The organism is Pseudomonas frederiksbergensis, from assembly GCF_003732275.1.
In the GTDB taxonomy this organism is placed as follows: domain Bacteria; phylum Pseudomonadota; class Gammaproteobacteria; order Pseudomonadales; family Pseudomonadaceae; genus Aquipseudomonas; species Aquipseudomonas frederiksbergensis_H.
On record NZ_MOBM01000038.1, the window covers coordinates 208,621 to 228,255 of the forward strand.

Annotated in this window: 16 protein-coding genes; 12 read left to right on the forward strand and 4 right to left on the reverse strand. The window is 58.0% G+C overall.

Annotated elements, in window-relative coordinates; all coding sequences use genetic code 11:
* Positions 1-116: 116 nt before the first annotated feature.
* Positions 117-410, forward strand: coding sequence for a hypothetical protein (locus BK662_RS20255; RefSeq protein WP_123359535.1), 294 nt, complete (start codon positions 117-119; stop codon positions 408-410).
* On the forward strand, positions 407-1,066 hold the full coding sequence (locus tag BK662_RS20260; RefSeq protein WP_123359536.1) for a winged helix-turn-helix transcriptional regulator: 660 nt from the start codon (positions 407-409) through the stop codon (positions 1,064-1,066). The genes BK662_RS20255 and BK662_RS20260 overlap by 4 nt, the downstream gene beginning before the upstream one ends.
* A 278-nt stretch (positions 1,067-1,344) precedes the next feature.
* Here the strand turns inward: BK662_RS20260 and BK662_RS34920 are convergent, their stop codons facing one another.
* Positions 1,345-1,515, reverse strand: a complete 171-nt coding sequence (locus BK662_RS34920; RefSeq protein ID WP_185047171.1) for a hypothetical protein — start codon at positions 1,513-1,515, stop codon at positions 1,345-1,347.
* 108 nt (positions 1,516-1,623) lie between these two features.
* On the opposite strand from BK662_RS34920, the gene BK662_RS20265 reads away from it, so the two are divergent.
* The 8 genes from BK662_RS20265 (at position 1,624) to BK662_RS20300 (ending at position 13,695) form a co-directional block, all read left to right on the forward strand.
* Entirely contained in the window at positions 1,624-2,871 is a 1,248-nt protein-coding gene (locus BK662_RS20265; RefSeq protein WP_123359931.1) for an outer membrane protein transport protein, read from the forward strand.
* A 197-nt stretch (positions 2,872-3,068) separates the two neighbouring features.
* The gene (choxAB, locus tag BK662_RS20270) at positions 3,069-4,721 is read left to right on the forward strand and encodes a cholesterol oxidase (RefSeq protein WP_123359537.1); all 1,653 of its coding nucleotides are present in this window, start codon (positions 3,069-3,071) and stop codon (positions 4,719-4,721) included.
* Between the two features lie 24 nt (positions 4,722-4,745).
* Entirely contained in the window at positions 4,746-6,011 is a 1,266-nt protein-coding gene (locus BK662_RS20275) for an NADH:flavin oxidoreductase/NADH oxidase family protein (protein ID WP_123359538.1), read from the forward strand.
* A gap of 53 nt (positions 6,012-6,064) precedes the next feature.
* Positions 6,065-6,946, forward strand: coding sequence for an alpha/beta fold hydrolase (locus tag BK662_RS20280; RefSeq protein WP_123359539.1), 882 nt, complete (start codon positions 6,065-6,067; stop codon positions 6,944-6,946).
* Positions 6,933-7,331, forward strand: a complete 399-nt coding sequence (locus BK662_RS20285; RefSeq protein ID WP_123359540.1) for an SCP2 sterol-binding domain-containing protein — start codon at positions 6,933-6,935, stop codon at positions 7,329-7,331. Before BK662_RS20280 ends, BK662_RS20285 begins: the two co-directional genes overlap by 14 nt.
* Positions 7,332-7,816: 485 nt before the next feature.
* Entirely contained in the window at positions 7,817-9,070 is a 1,254-nt protein-coding gene (gene mexE / locus BK662_RS20290) for a multidrug efflux RND transporter periplasmic adaptor subunit MexE (protein ID WP_007905572.1), read from the forward strand.
* Positions 9,071-9,085: 15 nt separating this feature from the next.
* Positions 9,086-12,277 carry an efflux RND transporter permease subunit gene (locus BK662_RS20295; RefSeq protein WP_123359541.1) on the forward strand — a complete coding sequence of 1,064 codons (3,192 nt, stop codon included), beginning with the start codon at positions 9,086-9,088 and terminating at the stop codon, positions 12,275-12,277.
* Positions 12,274-13,695 carry an efflux transporter outer membrane subunit gene (locus BK662_RS20300; RefSeq protein WP_123359542.1) on the forward strand — a complete coding sequence of 474 codons (1,422 nt, stop codon included), beginning with the start codon at positions 12,274-12,276 and terminating at the stop codon, positions 13,693-13,695. The genes BK662_RS20295 and BK662_RS20300 overlap by 4 nt, the downstream gene beginning before the upstream one ends.
* Positions 13,696-13,903: 208 nt before the next feature.
* Here the strand turns inward: BK662_RS20300 and BK662_RS20305 are convergent, their stop codons facing one another.
* From BK662_RS20305 to BK662_RS20315, 3 genes are read right to left on the reverse strand one after another with little or no spacing between them, the layout of a single operon-like run.
* A complete protein-coding gene (locus BK662_RS20305; protein WP_123359543.1) occupies positions 13,904-14,869 on the reverse strand; it encodes an HlyD family secretion protein in 966 nt (321 codons plus the stop codon).
* A gap of 4 nt (positions 14,870-14,873) precedes the next feature.
* Positions 14,874-15,074 (reverse strand): DUF1656 domain-containing protein, encoded by a 201-nt coding sequence (locus BK662_RS20310; protein ID WP_038983381.1) that lies wholly within the window; start codon positions 15,072-15,074, stop codon positions 14,874-14,876.
* Positions 15,064-17,211, reverse strand: coding sequence for an FUSC family protein (locus BK662_RS20315; RefSeq protein WP_123359544.1), 2,148 nt, complete (start codon positions 17,209-17,211; stop codon positions 15,064-15,066). The genes BK662_RS20310 and BK662_RS20315 overlap by 11 nt, the downstream gene beginning before the upstream one ends.
* 212 nt (positions 17,212-17,423) lie before the next feature.
* Between BK662_RS20315 and BK662_RS20320 the strand changes: the two genes are divergently transcribed.
* Together BK662_RS20320 and BK662_RS20325 are read left to right on the forward strand one after the other, a co-directional pair.
* The gene (locus tag BK662_RS20320; protein ID WP_123359545.1) at positions 17,424-18,323 is read left to right on the forward strand and encodes a bestrophin family protein; all 900 of its coding nucleotides are present in this window, start codon (positions 17,424-17,426) and stop codon (positions 18,321-18,323) included.
* 76 nt (positions 18,324-18,399) lie between these two features.
* Positions 18,400-19,455: a tetratricopeptide repeat protein gene (locus BK662_RS20325; RefSeq protein WP_123359546.1), complete on the forward strand. Its 1,056-nt coding sequence runs from the start codon at positions 18,400-18,402 to the stop codon at positions 19,453-19,455.
* Positions 19,456-19,635 lie beyond the last annotated feature (180 nt).

The following is a 19,635-nucleotide window of genomic DNA, read 5'->3' on the forward strand; positions in this document are numbered from 1 at the left end:
CGCATTGCGCGATAGACAGGCTTACGACACAACTATACTTTTTATATAGCATCACAACTAAACGAACGGTATAGTGAAATCAATAAGAATTACTCAACCTGTTCAGTGAGCGATACATGAAAGCGACCATGAGATCAGCAGTAGAAAGTGCAGATACGACGCTCCCCATCCATTTGGCGTCGATGCGTGTAACCGCGCTGTCAGAAGAAGAAATTTCTACCCTAAAACCGCTGAAGCGTTTTTCGAGCTGCGTGACAGTGCACAACCACACGCTGATCGCGATTGTCACTCTTGATGAGGTGCGCGCCACCGTCCAAGGGCTTGGGACAACTCCCAATTCCTTCGACTTGAGGCAGCAGCGGCTTTCCACTGTATTTCAACTGAGCGGAATTTTGTACAATGCGGCATGACAAACAAAACTTACGGTCAACTCTGCCCCTTAGCCCGGTCGCTCGACGTACTCGGAGATCGCTGGACGCTGCTCTTGATTCGCGAACTCCTGTTAGGTCCGAAGCGTTTCAAGGATCTGCTCGCGATCCTGCCTGCCATGGGTACAAACCGACTGTCCGAACGCCTGGCCATGCTGGTGCAGAACGGCGTCATTCAACAGGTCACCCTGCACACACCTTCCGCCACGCCAGCTTACGAGCTGACGGACTTGGGCGAGCAACTACGCAAGCCGGTGATCGCGCTGGGATTCTGGGGGCTGAGCCTACCGATCGACGAACGCATCGATCCGTCCAGTGCTCGCGCGGAACTCATAGCTCTGTGCCTGACAGGCTCGAACGATTCGGCTGCGAGCACCGGTTTGCAGGAGTTGTACGAGTTCCAGGTGGGGGCGGAAGTCTTCCATATTCAAGTCAACGACGGGAACCTGTTGGCACGATCCGGGCCAAGCGAAGAACCCATCGACGTCAAAATACAATGCGACATGGAAACCTTCATTGCGTTAGTCCTGCGCCAGATCACTCCAACTCGCGCACTTCGCGAAGGTCATGCAAAGCTGTTGCAAGGGGATCGACCAGCATTCACACGAGTGTTCAAAGTACTCGAATACAAGCCCTAGGACTGCCGGCCTTTCCCCCTTCCCTCGCGCCATGCGGATCGAGGGGGACTTGCCCGCCCGGCATCCGTCATTGCCTCTTTATCAGCGAGCTGCTCGCAACCTTGTACCCGCGTCTGGCCCAAGGGTACTTGCCTGCCACGCAAGGCTCTTCTTGCCATCAACGCAACTTGCAACCCCAAAATATATAAATATGGCAATCGCCTGAGCATGTGATATTCCAGAGAGGGCTTTGCAACTAAAAAACAACTACGTGTCTGCAAGACCCAATTAACACTCTCCTACTCCAGCCCAGCCGGCACTGTTGATGTATACCGCCGCCCACGATTTCTATTCATCCCGACAACAACAACAACAACAACAACAACAACAACAACAACAACAACAACAACAACAACAACAACAACAACAACAACAACAACAACAGGTACCGCCAGATGAACCATCAACATCTTTCTGCACTTCGCCCTTCCCGGAGATCAGTGCTGCGTTTTAAGCGTCATCTTGAGACAGGGTCCACCCTGATACTCAAGTCAAGCAGAGCGTTGTTCATAACCACTATGTCATTGGCTATCTGTGGGCAGGCAACTTTATCTTTAGCCAATGGTTTATCTATAAACGAGCAAAGCGTTAGCAGCGCCGGAACTGCTTATGCCGGGCGCTCGTCCGCTGCTCTGGATGCGAGTACTGTCTATGGAAATCCGGCCGGCCTGAGCAAAATAAAGCGCAGGGAAGTGAGCGGAGGGTTCGCCTTGATCAAGGTTAATAGTGATATTAAAAACTCTCATAGCGATGCGCCAGGCACCAATAAAGGAGATTCCGTACCCCTGACGACAATCCCTTTTGGCTATTTATCCATACCGATTGACGAACGCTTCACTTTCGGCTTGGGCTTGTACGCTCTCTATGGCCTTGTGAACGATTACGAAAGTTCGTTCCAGGGACGCTACCATGGTTCCTATAGCAAGGTTCAAGTTAAAACCCTGAACGCCGCCGTTGCTTATCGCATCAATGATCATGTCTCTGTCGGAGGCGGGCTAACATTGAACCGTATCGAAAACAATATGCAAACCTATTTGGCCACAGGGCTGCTCAATGGGGGCAACGACACGCAGATCACTATCAAGGGTAACGATAACGCCATTGGCTATAATTTCGGCCTGATGATCGACCTGAACGACTCCACCACGTGGGGCATCACCTATCATTCAAAACTTGATTTTCACGTCAACGGCCATACGCAGGTGAGCAACTCGCCAAGTGCTTTCGGTCTCGATGGCAAATACAGCAATAAAATAGACATCACTTTGCCAGAGTCGCTGGACACATCGTTTACCCATCACTTTGACGAGCGCTGGACTGGCTACCTGGGCGCGACCTGGACCCGATGGAGCCGCGTTCAGAGGATCGAAGCCGTTAATAGTGGTGTACCGCCGCTGGGCCAGCAACTGGGTTTTAACAGCTTCGGGGATGACTTTAAATTACATGACACCTGGTCGATGGCTGTTGGGGCCTCTTACCGACTTTCTCCCCAATGGCTACTGCGAAGTGGCTTCGCCTACGATCCATCACCTGCCCGCAACGCCGATCGAAACGTCCGACTCCCCGTGGGCGACCGAAAAGCGGTGACGTTGGGTGCAGGTTTCTCCCCCAACACTGACCTGACCATCGATTTCGCTTATGGCTATCTATGGGAATCAACCACCTCTGTCAGCCAAGCAAATACAACCGGCGTACAGCCCAGCTACAACGCAAAATACGACAACAGCGCGCACATTATAGGTACACAGATAACCTATCGTTTCTGATTTGACCCTTCCTGCGCCTACGTCTACAGCCCAACAATACTATACTGTTCGTATAGCGATAAAAATATACGAATGGTATAGTCATCCTGACAGAGTCACTCCTGCAACTAGTGTCCGCAGCACCATTACAAAAATAAGGAGACCGGCATGACCAGTTTTTCCACGCCTCTACGCAGTGCTTGCCTGAGCAGCACGCAATGAATCCATCTTTCGATTTCGACTACATCGTGATCGGCTCCGGATTCGGTGGCAGCGTGTCCGCCTTCCGGTTGACAGAAAAGGGCTACCGCGTTGGCGTAATGGAGATGGGCCGACGCTGGACGGCCGAGGACTTTCCAAAATCCAACTGGGACGCGCGGCGCTGGATGTGGCGACCCGGGTTGAAGATGTTCGGCTTCTACAACATGCGCCTGTTCCGTCACGTGATGATCGTCAGCGGCAACGCAGTCGGTGGCGGATCCATCACCTATGCCAATGCCTTGCTGACACCGCGCGATAGCGTATGGAATGAGGGTTCCTGGGCCGGCCTGGCGGACTGGAAACGAATCATGCCGCAGTACTACGCCACGGCGGAGAAGATGCTGGGCGTGACAGAGAGCAAGATCATGGGCGAGGCTGATTTACGCCTCAAGAAAATGGCGGATTTGCAAGGCGTGGGCCATACGTTTCACGCCCCCCGCGTAGGGGCCTTCTTTGCTCCCGACGGTGAAGCAGGCGGCAAGAGCTACCCGGATCCCTACTTCGAGGGTGAAGGCCCGGAGCGCGGGACTTGCACCGGTTGCGGTGGCTGCATGATGGGTTGCAAGCACAACGCCAAGAACACACTCGACAAGAATTACCTTTATCTCGCAGAAAAACGTGGCGCCCAGGTTTTTGCCGAAACCAGGGTGGTGGACGTGCGGCCGCTCAACGGCAAGGAGGACGGCAGTGACGGCTATGAAGTCCTCACTGAGTGCTCGACCACCTGGTTCGACAAGCAGCGCCGCAGCTTTCGCTGCCGCGGCGTGGTCTTCGCCGCGTCGTCGTTGGGCACGATGGAATTGTTGTTCCGGCTCAAACAAAACGGGTCGTTGCCGCGCATCAGCGACGACCTCGGAAAACGTGTGCGCACCAATGCCGAATCCCTTATCGGCGTACGCTTCCCGGCAGCGGACAAGAGCATGTCGCCGGGACTGGCGGGGGGTGGCAGCATCTATCTCGATGAGCGCACACATATCGGAGTCGTGCGCTACCCGGAAGGCTCGGACGCCATTGGCCTCATGATGACCTTGCTGTGCGGCGGGCGCCCGGGGTGGACGCGAATATTGACCTGGCTGTGGACGCTGCTCAAACATCCGCTGCAAGCATTGCTCGTGCATAACCCCGTCGGTTTCGCCCGTCAGACCCTGTTATTGCTGGTCATGCAGACCGTGGACGCGTCTCTCGACATGCGATTCAGGCGTCGCTGGTTTTGGCCGTTCGCAAAACAGCTCGCCAGCGAAGGTGGCCCCATCCCAACCTTCATTCCAGAGGCGAACGCGTTTGCCGAAAAGGGCGCGAAAGCGCTCGGTGGCATACCGACCACCTTTCTGTCCGAGATCTTATTCAACATCCCGACCACGGCCCACTGCATGGGCGGCTGTGCGATGGCGGACTCGCCGGAGCGCGGCGTGATGGACGTACAGAACCGGGTCTTCGGCTATCAGAACTTGCTGGTTTGCGACGGCTCGATGCTCAGCGCCAATCTCGGGGTTAATCCAAGCCTGACGATTACCGCGCTGACCGAGCATGCCATGTCGTACATCCCATTGAAAAACACGCAATCCTGGCAGGTATCGGACTCCATCCCGCTGCACACCCTTCAATCATGAAACAGCCCTTATTGAGAACTCACCATGACCGCCGCCTCGCCTGAAGAAAATCTGCTGAACCAGCCTTTGCAACTCCCGAACGGCAGCGTTTTTCGCAACCGCCTCGCCAAGGCATCCATGAGCGAAACGTTGGGCACCTACAACAATCACCCGACGTTGAAACTGGTCGAGTTGTACCGGCGCTGGTCCGCCTCGGGCATTGGTTTGCTCATCACCGGAAATGTGATGATAGACCGGCGTGCGCTCGGCGAACCAGGCAACGTGGTGATCGAGGATGTCACTGACATGCCTATGCTACGCCAGTGGGCCGGTGCTGCAACCAGGCAGGGAGCCGCGATCTGGGTGCAGCTCAATCACCCTGGCAAGCAGTCGACCAAGGGCCTGAATGACAGCAACCTCGCGCCATCAGCGGTCCCGTTCCGCGAGGACATGGCCGCACTTTTCGAGACTCCGCGCGAAGCCACCACGGCCGAGATCGAAGATATCGTCCGGCGCTTTGGACGCAGCGCCGCCATCTGCAAGGAGGCCGGCTTCAGCGGCGTGCAAATCCATGGCGCGCACGGTTATCTGATCAACCAGTTCCTCTCGCCACACCACAATCGGCGTACGGATGAATGGGGAGGCAGCCCGGAAAAACGTCGACGTTTCGTGTTGGCTGTTTACGCCGAGATTCGCCGCCAGGTCGGCGCCGAATTTCCCGTCGGCATCAAGCTCAACTCAGCAGATTTCCAGCGCGGAGGCTTCACCGAAGAGGAATCAATGGCGACGATTCATGCACTTGCCGAAGCAGGCATCGACCTGATTGAGATTTCGGGGGGCACCTATGAGGCTCCAGCCATGAGCGGCGGGCTCCAGGAGACGAAAAAAGCATCCACCGTAGCGCGGGAGGCTTACTTTCTTGAGTTTGCTGAAAAGGTGCGCGCCTCGATCAAGGTGCCTTTGATGGTCACTGGCGGTTTTCGCAGTGCCGCCGCCATGAACGCTGCGCTGCGTTCCGGAGCGCTCGATGTCATTGGCCTCGCGCGGTTATTGGCCATTGATCCCGAGGCACCGGCGGCCCTGCTGCAAGGTCAGGACAGTTCGCAACGTGTACGGCCGATCACCACAGGCATCAAGCAAATCGATCAGATGGGCGTCATGGAAATTTTCTGGTACACGCTGCAGCTCAAACGAATCGCCAATGGCGGTGATCCGCGCCCCAACGAAAGTGGGCTGTGGGCACTTTCGAAATCAGTGATGAAAAGCGGCTGGGGCACGTTCCGTACGCGGCGCATGCGCGCACGGGCCTGAGCCCGAGGCTCACTCGCATCGATCGCCACAATAACCACCTGGAAGACTTCAACATGACCGACACCCATTTCACCACCCCTACCCGCTTCGTGGAAGTTGATGGTGATCAATTTGCCTATCGCCGCTGGGGCAACAATACGACAGGCCAGCCCCCCCTGTTCTTCCTTCAACATTTTCGCGGCGGTATGGATCATTGGGACCCACTTATGACGGATGGCCTGGCTGCAGGGCGCGAGGTCATCCTCTACAACGGTCGAGGGATTGCCTCTTCTTCCGGCAAACCGCGTAACCGGATCGAACATATGGCCGATGACGCGGCTGCGGTAATCCGCAAGTTAGGCCTGTCCAAGGTAGATGTTCTAGGCTTCTCACTGGGTGGTTTTCAGGCCCAGGACCTGACACGACGCCATCCCGACCTCGTCCGCAAGCTCATGCTGCTCGGCACCGGACCTCGTGGCGGTAATCCGGATTCAGACCCTGGAGTGCTGGAAGCTGCACCGCGCCCCGTTCCGACCCTCGAAGACTTTCTGTTTCTGTTCTTCGGTCGATCCGCGGCGGCGCAGCAGGCCGGACGTGATTTCTGGGAGCGCCGTCATCAGCGTGTCGACCAGGACCCACCCAGCTCTCCTGAAGTGATACAGGCCCAGATCGAAGCGAATATGTACTATTTGCCAAAGCTGGACCCGAACGATCCTTTCAATCATCTGCGCGAGATCAAACAGCCGACGTTCATTCTGAACGGTATGAATGACGTTATGGTTCCAACGGTCAATTCCTGGTACATGGCTCAGAACATCCCGAACGCCCAACTGTTCCTGTACCCGGATGCCGGTCATGGTGCTCAATTCCAATGCCCTGAGCGTTTTCTCAAACACGCCATTCAATTCCTCAACGAGTCCCCCCTTGCGGAGCAAGCTCACCATGCTGAAGTTTAAATTTTTGTTATGGGCGTTGACCAAGCTATTACAGAGAACAATCAAAAAAAGTCCTGACTGTGCAAAATACGTTAAAGGCAAGGAGCTGGTCTTTCAAATCCAAACGCATGACGGAGTGGGTCGCTACTTCACCCTTAAAAACGGCAAGATAAAATCCTCTGCCGGTTTGACTGAAAAGCCAAAATTCACCCTGTCGTTTAGAGATGCAGCAAAGGGTTTCGCCATTCTGTCTGCCAAAGATAGTAAAGATGCATTTCTGACAGGATTGCGTAAAGAGGACTTGGTTATCCGCGGTGACTTTGTTGAAGTGATGTGGTTCCAGGGATTAACTGAATACTTGCAGCCCGGTAAAAAAACATCAGCATTTTACCCTTCGACGCGCTAGGAATTTGATGCAGTAAGCCCTACTTGATCTGACAGTCACCCGCTTTTTTATGGGTGCCTGTCGGATCTGACTTTCTCGCCGTGATCTTAGTGGCTATTCAAGAGTTTTCGGGCTCAGTCAGCCCCCCGTTTCGGTCGCTCGTGTGCTGGGTGCTAGTGGGGGCATCGCTAAGCTTTTTCAGCCTTAAACCACCGCCATAGAGCCTAGTCAAAATGTTCTTCGGAGATCCGGATCACCTGGCTTGATCCTCAGTTTTGGGTTGAGGCTGATGGCCGCAACACAGTTCCAAGCCAATCCTTTACACTCCCTGCAACACTGAATTGTCATCATTTCATTTGATAGCCCACTAACGGAAGGTGCATGCTAGAGGGCTCGCTTTGAGCTTATATCATTCCGAATGATAGTTACCTTCGCTTCATTCGATTCGTGCCATACACCCCCGCCAAGCATCATCCGTCCATCTCAATACATTGGCGGATGCATCCATGGAACAGTCACTCAAACATTTGCGCTTCCCCTTGGCCCTGTTGGCCGTGCTGGTGATGAGCGCTTGCGGCAAGACTCCGGACGCTGCCGCCACCATGCCCGCGGCCAAAGTCAGCGTGGCCAAGGTGCTGGAACAACCGGTCAACGAGTGGGACGAATTCACCGGGCGCCTTGAAGCGCCGGAAACAGTAGAGATTCGTCCACGGGTTTCCGGCCAGATCGATGACGTGGCCTTCACCGAAGGCGCGCTGGTCAAGAAAGGCGATCTGTTGTTCCAGATCGACCCGCGCCCCTTCCAGGCTGAGGTCCGCCGCCTCGAAGCCCTGGTTGCCCAGGCTCGCGCCACCGCCACCCGCAGCGAAAACGAATCCCAGCGCGGCGAACGTCTGCGCACCAGCAACGCGATTTCCGCTGAACTCGCCGACTCGCGCACCAGCGCGGCTCAAGAAGCTCGCGCGGCCGTCGGCGCCCTCCAGGCCCAACTGGACCTGGCCAAACTGAACCTGAGTTTCACCCGCGTCACTGCGCCTATCAGCGGCCGTGTCAGCCGTGCGGAAATCACCGCCGGCAACCTGGTGACCGCCGATACGACCGCGCTGACCAGCGTGGTGTCTACCGACAAGGTCTACGCCTACTTCGACGCCGACGAGCGTGTCTTCCTTAAATACACCCAGCTCGCCCGCCAGGGCCAACGCGGCGCCACCACGCCGGTTTACCTCGGCCTGTCCAATGAAGACGGCAACCCGCACCAGGGCCAGATGAACTTCGTCGATAACCAGGTCAACCCGAAGACCGGCACCATCCGCGGTCGTGCGGTGTTCGACAACAGCGACGGCACCTACACCCCAGGTCTTTATGCCCGCCTGAAACTGGTGGGCAGCGGTACTTACTCCGCGGTGTTGATCAACGACGAAGCGGTCGGTACCGACTTGGGTAAAAAGTTCGTGCTGGTGATGGATGCCGACAATAAAACGGCTTACCGCCCTGTCGAGCTGGGTCCGAAGATCGAAGGTCTGCGCATCGTGCGCAGCGGCCTGAACAAGGACGACACCATCATCGTCAAGGGCTTGCAACGGGTTCGCCCTGGTTCACCGGTCACCCCTGAAGTGATCCCGATGGCCAGCCAGGAAACCCTCGCGGCCCTCGCACAACAACGACAAGCGCTGGAAGCCAGCAACCTGCCCCAAGTCGCGCCTGCCAAGGTCGCGCCGGGTACGGTTGTGAAAGTGGCTGCTGCCACTCCACGCGGTTAAGGGACAATTACTCCGATGAATTTTTCCCAGTTCTTCATTTCACGGCCGATCTTTGCAGCGGTACTGTCGCTGCTGATCCTGATCGCTGGCGCCATCTCGCTGTTCCAGTTGCCGATCAGCGAATACCCGGAAGTCGTGCCACCGACCGTTGTGGTCCGTGCCAACTTCCCGGGCGCCAACCCTAAAGTCATCGGTGAAACCGTGGCCGCTCCGTTGGAGCAAGCCATCACCGGCGTCGAGAACATGCTGTACATGTCCTCGCAGTCCACCGCTGACGGCAAGATCACCCTGACCATCACCTTCGCCCTGGGCACTGACCTGGATAACGCGCAGGTTCAGGTTCAGAACCGCGTGACCCGGACCGAGCCCAAACTTCCCGAGGAAGTGACGCGCATCGGTATCACCGTGGACAAGGCGTCGCCCGACCTGACCATGGTTGTGCACTTGACCTCGCCGGACAAACGCTACGACATGCTTTACCTGTCCAACTACGCCTTGCTCAACATCAAGGATGAGTTGGCGCGTCTGGGCGGTGTCGGTGATGTGCAGCTGTTCGGGATGGGCGATTACTCGCTGCGGGTGTGGCTCGATCCGAACAAGACCGCTTCGCGCAACCTGACCGCCACCGATGTGGTCACTGCGATCCGTGAACAGAACCGTCAAGTGGCGGCCGGTGCCCTGGGCGCTCCGCCGGCGCCGAATGCCACCGCGTTCCAGCTGTCGGTGAACACGCAAGGCCGTCTGGTTTCCGAGGAAGAGTTCGAGAACATCATCATTCGCTCCGGTGAGAATGGTGAAATCACTCGCCTTAAAGACATCGCTCGCGTCGAACTCGGCTCCAGCCAGTACGCCCTGCGCTCCTTGCTCGACAACCAGCCGGCGGTGGCGATCCCGATCTTCCAGCGCCCTGGCTCCAACGCGATCCAGATCTCCAACGACGTTCGGGAGAAAATGGCCGAGCTGAAGAAGAACTTCCCGGAAGGCATGGATTTCAGCATCGTCTATGACCCGACGATCTTCGTGCGCGGTTCCATCGAGGCGGTGGTTCACACCCTCTTCGAAGCGCTGATCCTCGTTGTACTCGTGGTGATCCTGTTCCTGCAAACCTGGCGCGCCTCGATCATCCCGTTGGTAGCAGTGCCGGTTTCGCTGATCGGTACGTTCGCGGTGATGCACCTGTTCGGCTTCTCGTTGAACGCCCTGTCGCTGTTCGGACTGGTACTGGCCATTGGTATCGTGGTCGACGATGCGATCGTGGTGGTGGAGAACGTCGAGCGAAACATCGGGCTCGGATTAACCCCTGTAGAAGCCACCAAGCGTGCGATGCGTGAAGTGACCGGCCCGATCATCGCGACGGCGCTGGTGTTGTGTGCGGTGTTTATCCCGGCGGCGTTCATCTCCGGCTTGACCGGGCAGTTCTATAAACAGTTCGCCCTGACGATTGCGATTTCGACCGTGATCTCGGCCTTCAACTCGCTGACCTTGTCGCCGGCGCTGGCCGCCGTGTTGCTCAAGAGCCATGACGCACCGAAAGACCGTTTCTCCAAGGTTCTGGACAAGATCTTCGGTGGCTGGTTGTTCCATCCGTTCAACCGCTTCTTTGACAAGGCCAGCCACGGTTATGTCGGCACTGTAGGCCGGGTTATCCGCAGCAGCGGTATCGCCCTGCTGCTGTACGCTGGCCTGATGGTGTTGACGTTCTTCGGTTTCTCCAGTACCCCGACCGGTTTCGTACCCGGCCAGGACAAGCAATACCTGGTGGCCTTCGCGCAACTGCCGGACGCCTCGAGCCTGGACCGTACCGAAGACGTGATCAAGCGCATGTCCGACCTGGCCCTGAAACAGCCTGGCGTGGAAAGCGCGGTGGCCTTCCCGGGTCTGTCGATCAACGGGTTCACCAACAGCCCTAACTCCGGCATCGTGTTCGTGACCCTGAAGCCTTTCGACGAGCGCAAGGACCCGAGCATGTCCGCCGGTGCGATTGCCGGTGCATTGAACGGCCAGTACGCCGGGATTCAGGAAGCCTACATGGCGATCTTCCCGCCGCCGCCGGTACAAGGCCTGGGGACCATTGGCGGTTTCCGCCTGCAGATCGAAGACCGGGGCAACCTGGGCTATGACGAGCTGTACAAAGAAACCATGAACATCATCACCAAAAGCCACAGCGTCCCGGAACTGGCCGCTCTGTTCACCAGCTACACCGTGAACGTGCCGCAGGTCGATGCCGCCATCGACCGGGAAAAAGCCAAGACCCACGGCGTGGCCGTCAGCGACATCTTCGACACCCTGCAGATCTATCTGGGTTCGCTGTATGCCAACGACTTCAACCGCTTCGGTCGCACCTACCAGGTCAACGTTCAGGCTGAGCAGCAGTTCCGCCTCGAATCGGACCAGATCGGTCAACTGAAAGTGCGTAACAACCGGGGCGAGATGATTCCGCTGGCGACCTTCATCAAGGTCAGCGACACCTCGGGGCCAGACCGCGTGATGCACTACAACGGCTTCATCACCGCGGAAATCAACGGTGCGGCAGCCCCCGGCTACAGCTCCGGCCAGGCCGAGAAAGCCATCGAGAAACTGCTCAAGGACGAATTGCCCAACGGCATGACCTACGAGTGGACCGACCTGACCTACCAGCAGATTCTGTCCGGCAACACGGCGCTGTTCGTGTTCCCGCTCTGCGTACTGCTGGCGTTCCTGGTACTCGCGGCGCAGTACGAAAGCTGGAGCCTGCCACTGGCGGTGATCCTGATCGTACCGATGACCCTGCTGTCGGCCATTACCGGTGTGATTGCCTCGGGCGGCGATAACAACATCTTCACCCAGATCGGCTTGATCGTACTGGTGGGACTTGCATGTAAGAACGCGATTCTGATCGTCGAGTTTGCCAAGGACAAACAGGAAGAAGGCCTCGGCCCGCTGGCAGCGGTACTGGAAGCTTGCCGCCTGCGTCTGCGGCCGATCCTGATGACCTCCTTCGCGTTCATCATGGGTGTTGTGCCTCTGGTTTTCTCCAGCGGTGCCGGTGCCGAAATGCGTCATGCCATGGGTGTAGCGGTGTTCTCCGGGATGCTCGGGGTGACCTTCTTCGGTCTGTTGCTGACGCCGGTGTTCTACGTACTGATTCGCAACTTTGTGGAGCGCGGTGAAGCGCGCAAAGCGGCCAAGGCGCTGAAATTGGAAAAGCAACTGGAGGCGCAACAATGAGCCTGAAAGCCTTCCTGCCGAGCCTTCTGGTACTGGCCCTGAGTGCCTGCGCCGTCGGCCCGGACTACAAAACCCCAGCTACGGAGGCGGCCAATATCACGGCCGCCACCGATGGCAGCGCCGGTCAGAAGAATTTTGACCGCGCACGTTTCGAAGGCATCTGGTGGCAGCAGTTCGAGGATCCGACACTCAACCAACTGGTGACGCAATCCTTGCAAGGCAACCGTGATTTGCGCGTGGCCTTCGCCCGCTGGAAAGCGGCCCGGGCAATTCGCGATGACGCCAGCAATGACGCCATGCCGACCATCACCAGTCGCGCGAGCAGTGATTTGGCCAAAGGGCAGATTCCCGGCCAGACCACTAAACGGGTCAACAGTGAACGCTATGACCTGGGCCTGGACATGGCCTGGGAACTGGACTTGTTCGGTCGCATCCAGCGCAATCTGGAATCCAGCGACGCCGAACAGCAGGCGGCCGAAGCCGATCTTTACCAACTGCAAGTCACCATGATTGCCGAACTGGTGGACGCCTATGGCCAACTGCGCGGCGCGCAGTTGCGGGAAAAGATCGCCCTGGCCAATCTGAACAACCAGCAGGAATCGCGCAAGATCACCGAAAACCTGCGTGATGCCGGTGTCGGCGATCAGCTGGACGTGGTTCGCGCCGATGCGCGCCTGGCCTCTGTCGAAGCCAGCGTGCCGCAACTGCAGGCCGAACAGGTGCGTCAGCGCAACCGCATCGCCACCCTGCTGGGTGAGCGTCCGGACAAGCTGACCGTCGACCTGAGTCCAAAAGACTTGCCGGCAATCGCCAAGGCCCTGCCGATCGGTGATCCGGGCGAACTGCTGCAACGGCGTCCGGACATCCTCAGCGCCGAGCGCAAACTGGCGGCCGCCACCGCTCGCATCGGCGTGGCCAAGGCTGATTTGTTCCCACGGGTCAGTCTCAGCGGCTTCCTCGGTTTCACCGCCGGGCGCGGCTCGCAGATCGGCTCCTCGGCGGCCAACGCCTGGGCGCTGGGCCCAAGCATTACCTGGGCGGCATTCGACCTGGGCAGCGTACGCGCCCGTTTGCGCGGTGCCGATGCTGAAGCCGAAGGCGCCTTGGCGACCTACGAGCAGCAAGTACTGCTGGCGCTGGAAGAGTCGGAAAACGCCTTCAGCGATTACGGTAAACGTCAGCAGCGCCTGATCTCGCTGATTCGTCAAAGCGAATCAAGCCGCGCCGCTGCCGATCTCGCCGACATTCGCTACCGCGAAGGCACCGTGGACTTCCTCGTGCTGCTCGATGCCCAGCGTGAGCGCCTGGCAGCGGAAGACACCCAGGCCCAGGCCGAAGTCGATTTGTATCGCGGCATTGTCGCCATCTACAAAGCCCTCGGCGGCGGCTGGCAACCAGAGACGGTCGCCAGCAAGTAACGTTTTAAAGAACTCCTTTGGTTGGCCGCAACCAACCAATTCTTTTGCCCCGCGCCTCATTCGGTCGCGGGGCTTTTTTTTGTCTGCACGCTTGTTGGATCCAGCACATTCCCCTGTGGGAGCGAGCCTGCTCGCGATGACCGACTGACAGGCGACGTGATGTTGGCAGACAGACCGCTATCGCGAGCAGGCTCGCTCCCACAGGGGATTAGTGGGCAGTCTCATGATCTCGGTTTTCCTCAACGGTTACCGTAGCCGTGGTCCCGGCACGCAGGCGGTTTTTGGCGACATAGTCGGCGTCGATCTGAATCCGCACCGGCACCCGCTGCGCCAGCTTGACCCAGGTGTAACTGGGGTTGATGCTGGCCAGCAGGCGACTGCCGGGGGAGTTCTCGCGGTCGGCGATAGCAAAAGCGATGCTTTGCACGGTGCCGCCGAAGGTCTCGCCGCTCATCAACTCGACCCTGACCCGGTCGCCCTCCTCGATTCGCGGCAGCTTAGTTTCTTCAAAGTAGCCGCTGACATAAAACGAGTCGCTGTCCACTAGCGCCAACAACGCTCCTCCGGCAGTGGCGTAATCGCCCTGACGAGTCAGCAAGTTGGTCACGTAACCGCTGACAGGCGCTGCGACCCGCGTGCGTTGCAAGTCCAGTTCGGCCTGGGTCAATGCGGCAATCGCCAGTTGCACGTTGGCTTGGGCCAGGCCCAGATTGGCCTGATTGCGCAACAGCTCCGCCTGCGCCACCGCCACTTCGGTGCTGGATTTTTCCCATTCTTCACCGGAAATCGCGAAACCCTGCTTAAGGGTTCGACGGCGACGCTCTTCGCTTTGGCGCTGCCTGAGCAGCGCTTCGCTGGAGACAATCGTCGCTTCAGACTGGCCCAGCGTGGCTTTCGCGACTTCCACCGCACGCTTGGCATGCTCCACTGCCAGCGTATAACGAGCCGGGTCGATCTCCAGCAGCAACTGGCCTTTCGTAACATGCTGGTTGTCTTGAACACTCAGGCTGACGATGCGCCCCGAGACATCGGCGGACAAAGTCACCACATCGGCGCGAACCCGTGCATCCCGAGTCCAGGGCGCGCGGGTGTAATGCTCCCAGGCGAACCAGCCGAGCACGAAGGCCAGCAATACCACCGCCACAGTCACGAGTCGGGCAAGGATCTTCTTCAAGGCATCAAGCTCCCATCACCAGAATCAGCGTCGCGCAAACGCAGGCGTATAACGCGCCTTCGAACAAGGCCTCATGCCAGACAAAACGCAGCACGCCAAAGCGGCGCAAGATCCAGTCCAGCAGCAGGAAAATCGGTAGGGCCAGCAGTAACGCCTGGGCAATCGGCGGCAAGTAGACGCCACCCAATTCAAAATCAATGGGCAAGGGCTGGCTCTCCTTCAGTTTGGGCGGGTTGAAAGTATTGGCGATGTCGCTCCAGAAACGACACCACGATCAACAACGCCACGCGCATTCTGAATACCGACCACAGGTGTTCATGAACGTCTAAATGCAAATCGTCCATTTCATCGCCCAAGACACGCAAGTTTCCGAGCAACTGCTCAAGGTCAATCCCGGGCCGCCCGGAGATCAATCGGCCTGTTTCACGCACGGCAGCCAGTAAATGGTTTTGCTGTTCTGTGCTCAGCAACGTGTTGCTTTGCCCCTGTTGCCTGAGCTGGTTCAAAGCCACACCCAGTGCCATGCACCCAAGGCTGACTTCGAACAGCTCCCGGGAATGCTTGTCGTTGGTAGCTGGCAATAGTCCCAACATCATGGTCAGGCGATCGACCATACGGCTTTCAAACGCAAATTGCTGTTCATCGGTGGCCGGCGTCTTCAGCAAAGCGTAGACCTGCTCGCAGCTTTCATTGAACAGCCGGCGTATCCGCAAAACGGGCCTGAACGGGAAGATCAAGGCGTAGACACTGAGCGCCAGCGCGCAGGCGCTGATGTACGCACCGGCAAACTCGAACCACTGAATGGCACTGTTTTGGCCGCTTCCTGTGTTTTGTGGGCCCAGCAACAGTATTGTCGTTAGCCCAAGACCGATGCCTGTGCCAGTGGTTGGCGGACTGGCCAGCCCTACCGCGACGGCATACAGCAATGGGGCTAACAACATGGCGAGTAACTCGAAGTTACTGATCATCGGTATCAGCAGGAACAGATAGAGCGCCGACACCACCAAGGCCAGACCCAGCCCTCTGGCAAAGCTTTGCGCGGCCAGCAACGGCCGCGGAAAAGTCGCCATCAGCGAACAGAGAATCCCCACCACGATCATCCCGCCACGGGCCCCGTCCCAAGCGGTCTCGATCCAGATCAACCCGGCCACCAGCAACGCGAAAAATGCCCGGATTGCATTCATTGCCGCCAAAGTGAAGTCCAAATGCAGCGGATTTTCCTGGCCACGGAACACGCAACTGGCTTCACGCCCTTCCTGGATCGCGTCGCTCAGTTCCAGAATCTGCGCCAGTTGCTCTAGCATCCGTGCCTGCTCCCAACGCAGTGCCCAGGCCAATGAACGCAGGGTGGCAGGCATCGTCTCGGTGAGTTGTTCGGCCTTGTAGGCCTGGTCATCGAAACGCTGTTGCAGCGCCGCGAAATGGTGCCGTGCCTCGCTCGACAATGAGCGCCCTTGCAGCGCCAATTCATCGAGAAACGCCAGTTCTTCGGCGCGCAAACGCTGTATCTCTTCCGGCAACGCGCCTTCCCAGCGTTCGGTGAGCAGTTGCCGCTGGTGACGCAGGGCCGTCAACCGCGAAGTCAGCAGCACCAGCTGATTACCCAGCAGTTGCACCAGACCATTGGCGCTGCGCAACCGTGGCGCATCGTAATATAAATGCCGACGTACCCCCTCCAGAGCACTGATTGCGCCGAGCAGTTGCATCTGCCGCCGATGGAAATCGGCCTCGCTTTCTTCGGTTCGGATGACGGCAGCAGCGTGGGTCGCGAGCAGCTTGATGACCTGATCGATCTTGGCGAAGTAATCCCGCGCCACAGCTTCCGGCCGCGCCGTGAGAAGGCTGACCACGCACACGCAAGCCACCGCCAAAAGTGTCTCGGTGACACGAGTGACGGCCAGCAGGAACGTGCCTTCCTGATCGGGTACCGCCAGCAGCGCCACGACTACCGCCGTGTACCCGCTCAGAACAAAGGCCTGGGAACTGGTGTAGCGCAACAAGGTGCCGCCGGCGGTACAGAATGCCAACCACAAGGCCAGGGTGAGGATGAAAGGCAGGGGCGCCTGGGGGAAGATCGCCATGATCAACACCGCCACCACCGCGCCTAACGTGGTGCCGATGACCTGGCCGAAACTTCGGGCCAGGGCCATGCCACCCAATGGCTGGCTGACGATGACCACCGCCATGATCGACCACTTGGGCTGTTCAAGGTCGAACAGGAAGGCCAGATATAATGTCAGCAGCCCGGCCACAATGGTCCTCAGGGCGAACAGCAGCACCTCTCGTCCGGGGTTGAGTATCGCCTTGAAATATTGAAGCAGCGGTTGCATGGGAGTGCTCATTAAGTCATCTCCAGCAAGCGTAGTCATTGCTTCAGTGCCTCGACAGGTTTCAGTGTCGACAAAACCTGTAGGCAAGTTCGCCGATAGAGATGTTTAATTTGATAGAGCCTGTCGATTACCTCGTCAGCCATAGCAATTGGACAGCCTCCCCGCCGCCCCTTAGGCTGACACTGCTGCGAAAGCGCCACTCTCTATATATAAAGTTGCTCCCCATGATTGTGCGTCCCAAGCCGAATCTGATCGGCATGCTGTTTTCCCTTAAAGGCTCGATTGCCAAGCGTATTGCCTTGCGCAGTCTATTGGTGACCCTGCTCGCGTCGGTCATTGTGTTGGTGGAGACTTGGCACCCGGCCTATTTCTCCAAGGTCAATGCCACACCCTTCACCCTGCTGGGGTTGGCATTGTCGATCTTCATGAGTTTTCGCAACAACGCTTGCTACGACCGTTGGTGGGAGGGTCGCAAGCAACTGGGGCAACTGGTCATCGAAGTACGTTCGTTGATTCGCGAAACCCAAGGGTTGATGGCGGCGGCCGAACGTGAACTGCTGCTGCGTGAACTCTGCGGTTTCACCTACGGCTTGATCGCCCGCCTGCGTTTTGAAAACGAGATGAACGCGATCAAGCCGTGGACGCAAGAAGCCGTAGACGCAAAGCACCCGAACATCACTGACGCACTCTTGCAGCGAATCGGTGCTCGGTGTTCAGCGCTGGCCGAACGCGGCCAGATCAGCGAATGGCGTTACACCCAACTGGAAACTCGACTGGTCAGCCTCAGCCAGGTGCAGGCCAGTTGCGAACGAATCAAAAGCACGCCGCTGCCCTTCCCTTACACCCTGTTGCTGCACCGCACCATTTATCTGTTCTGCATTCTGTTGCCATTTGCCATGGCCGAACCCCTTGGCTGGCTGACGCCGGTGATCACCGCCATTGTCAGCTACACCTTTTTTGGCCTCGACGAAATCGGCGACGACCTGGAAGACCCTTTCGGCTTCGATGAGAACGATCTGCCGTGCAATGCGATTGTGCGCATGCTGGAGCGCGAAGTGCTGGCAGCGCTGGGGCAAACCGCGTTGCCACCCGCCCTTGAGCCCGTCGACTACGTGCTGACCTAAGCTTGGGTTTGACTCACAGCCCGGCCTGACCGAAGCTGGTGGCTTTGCAAAAGCCTGCCAGCTCCCGGATTCCTGCATGCCTCAGTCCCGCCGCTACTTGCTCATCAGCCTCTGCGTATTGTTTGCCCTCGCCCTCGCCTGGTTTTTCCTGCGTAGCACGACGCCCGTGGTGCCGGCGGCGATCAAGCATGGCTACAGCGAAGCGCTGGCCCAGGCACGTGCCGGTCAACCAGGGGCGGCGCGGGTGCTTTATCAGCAATTGGGTCGCCCTGACCTGTCGACCAAGCGCCGTGTCTGGCTACACGCCGAACTGCCCAACTACCCAAGCCCGCAAGCCCTGAAACTGGCGGATGCGGACCTGCAACATCCATCGGCGGATGTGCGCATCGCAGCGATCAAAAGCATCAATGGGCTGGTGCCCAGTGGGCAGCGCAGCCTGTTGCTGGGGCCCTTGCTCGATGACAGCGACCCGAGCGTGCGGTTTGCAGCAGTCAACGCCTTATTGGGTCTGACGCCGGATGAGCTGGGGTTGTATTTCGGCGCTTTGGAGCAAGCCATCGATGCCTGGGAACAGCTCCTCAAACGTCAGCCGGAAAGTGCCGAAACCCAATACCAACTCGCGCGCCTGCACTTGCACAATGCCGAGCTGAAAGACGCGCAACAGGCCTTGGAGCGCACGTTGCAACTGGCGCCCGGCAACCTGCCGGCACTGGTGATGCAGATCGAAGTGTTGGATAAACAGGGCCAAAGCGACGCCGCCAGGCAATTGTTGGCAAAACAGTTAAAGGCCCAGCCTGACTCGGCCTACCTGCAACATGCGCTGGGGCTCTGGTTGCTGCATCACGGGCAAAGTGAGTTCGCCCTGCTCGGGCTGTCCAAAGCCGTGGAGCTTGAGCCGGACAATAAGGATTACCGCTACGATCTGGCTACCACGTTGCATGGTGAGCAAGAGCTGGAAGCGGCGCAGAACCAGTTGCAGGAAATCGTTCAGCGCCATCCTGCCGATCGCAAGGCGCGCGTGCTGCTGATCAACTATTGGAAGGAAAGCGGACAGTTGCAGAACGTGCAGATATTGCTGGCACAGCTGGAACAGCTAAACCCCGACGATCCGGCGTTGCAGCAAGGGCTTTAATCAAGATCAAAAGATCGAAAATCAAGATCAAAAGATCGCAGCCTTCGGCAGCTCCTACGCGCCTGTGGGCGCTGCCGAAGGCTGCGATCTTTGCTTTTTTGTACAAGAACCACACACAAACACAAAAGGTTGAACCGCTGTCTCGGCGAAAGGTCAAGTGATCAGGCAGTCCACTCAGGC

What these genes read in the sequence shown, in the direction of transcription:
- BK662_RS20255 (WP_123359535.1), top strand. Translation starts at nt 117, where the DNA reads ATGAAAGCGACCATGAGATCAGCAGTAGAAAGTGCAGATACGACGCTC.
- BK662_RS20260 (WP_123359536.1), top strand. Translation starts at nt 407, where the DNA reads ATGACAAACAAAACTTACGGTCAACTCTGCCCCTTAGCCCGGTCGCTC.
- BK662_RS34920 (WP_185047171.1), bottom strand. Translation starts at nt 1,515, where the DNA reads ATGTTGATGGTTCATCTGGCGGTACCTGTTGTTGTTGTTGTTGTTGTT.
- BK662_RS20265 (WP_123359931.1), top strand. Translation starts at nt 1,624, where the DNA reads ATGTCATTGGCTATCTGTGGGCAGGCAACTTTATCTTTAGCCAATGGT.
- choxAB (WP_123359537.1), top strand. Translation starts at nt 3,069, where the DNA reads ATGAATCCATCTTTCGATTTCGACTACATCGTGATCGGCTCCGGATTC.
- BK662_RS20275 (WP_123359538.1), top strand. Translation starts at nt 4,746, where the DNA reads ATGACCGCCGCCTCGCCTGAAGAAAATCTGCTGAACCAGCCTTTGCAA.
- BK662_RS20280 (WP_123359539.1), top strand. Translation starts at nt 6,065, where the DNA reads ATGACCGACACCCATTTCACCACCCCTACCCGCTTCGTGGAAGTTGAT.
- BK662_RS20285 (WP_123359540.1), top strand. Translation starts at nt 6,933, where the DNA reads ATGCTGAAGTTTAAATTTTTGTTATGGGCGTTGACCAAGCTATTACAG.
- mexE (WP_007905572.1), top strand. Translation starts at nt 7,817, where the DNA reads ATGGAACAGTCACTCAAACATTTGCGCTTCCCCTTGGCCCTGTTGGCC.
- BK662_RS20295 (WP_123359541.1), top strand. Translation starts at nt 9,086, where the DNA reads ATGAATTTTTCCCAGTTCTTCATTTCACGGCCGATCTTTGCAGCGGTA.
- BK662_RS20300 (WP_123359542.1), top strand. Translation starts at nt 12,274, where the DNA reads ATGAGCCTGAAAGCCTTCCTGCCGAGCCTTCTGGTACTGGCCCTGAGT.
- BK662_RS20315 (WP_123359544.1), bottom strand. Translation starts at nt 17,211, where the DNA reads ATGAGCACTCCCATGCAACCGCTGCTTCAATATTTCAAGGCGATACTC.
- BK662_RS20320 (WP_123359545.1), top strand. Translation starts at nt 17,424, where the DNA reads ATGATTGTGCGTCCCAAGCCGAATCTGATCGGCATGCTGTTTTCCCTT.
- BK662_RS20325 (WP_123359546.1), top strand. Translation starts at nt 18,400, where the DNA reads ATGCCTCAGTCCCGCCGCTACTTGCTCATCAGCCTCTGCGTATTGTTT.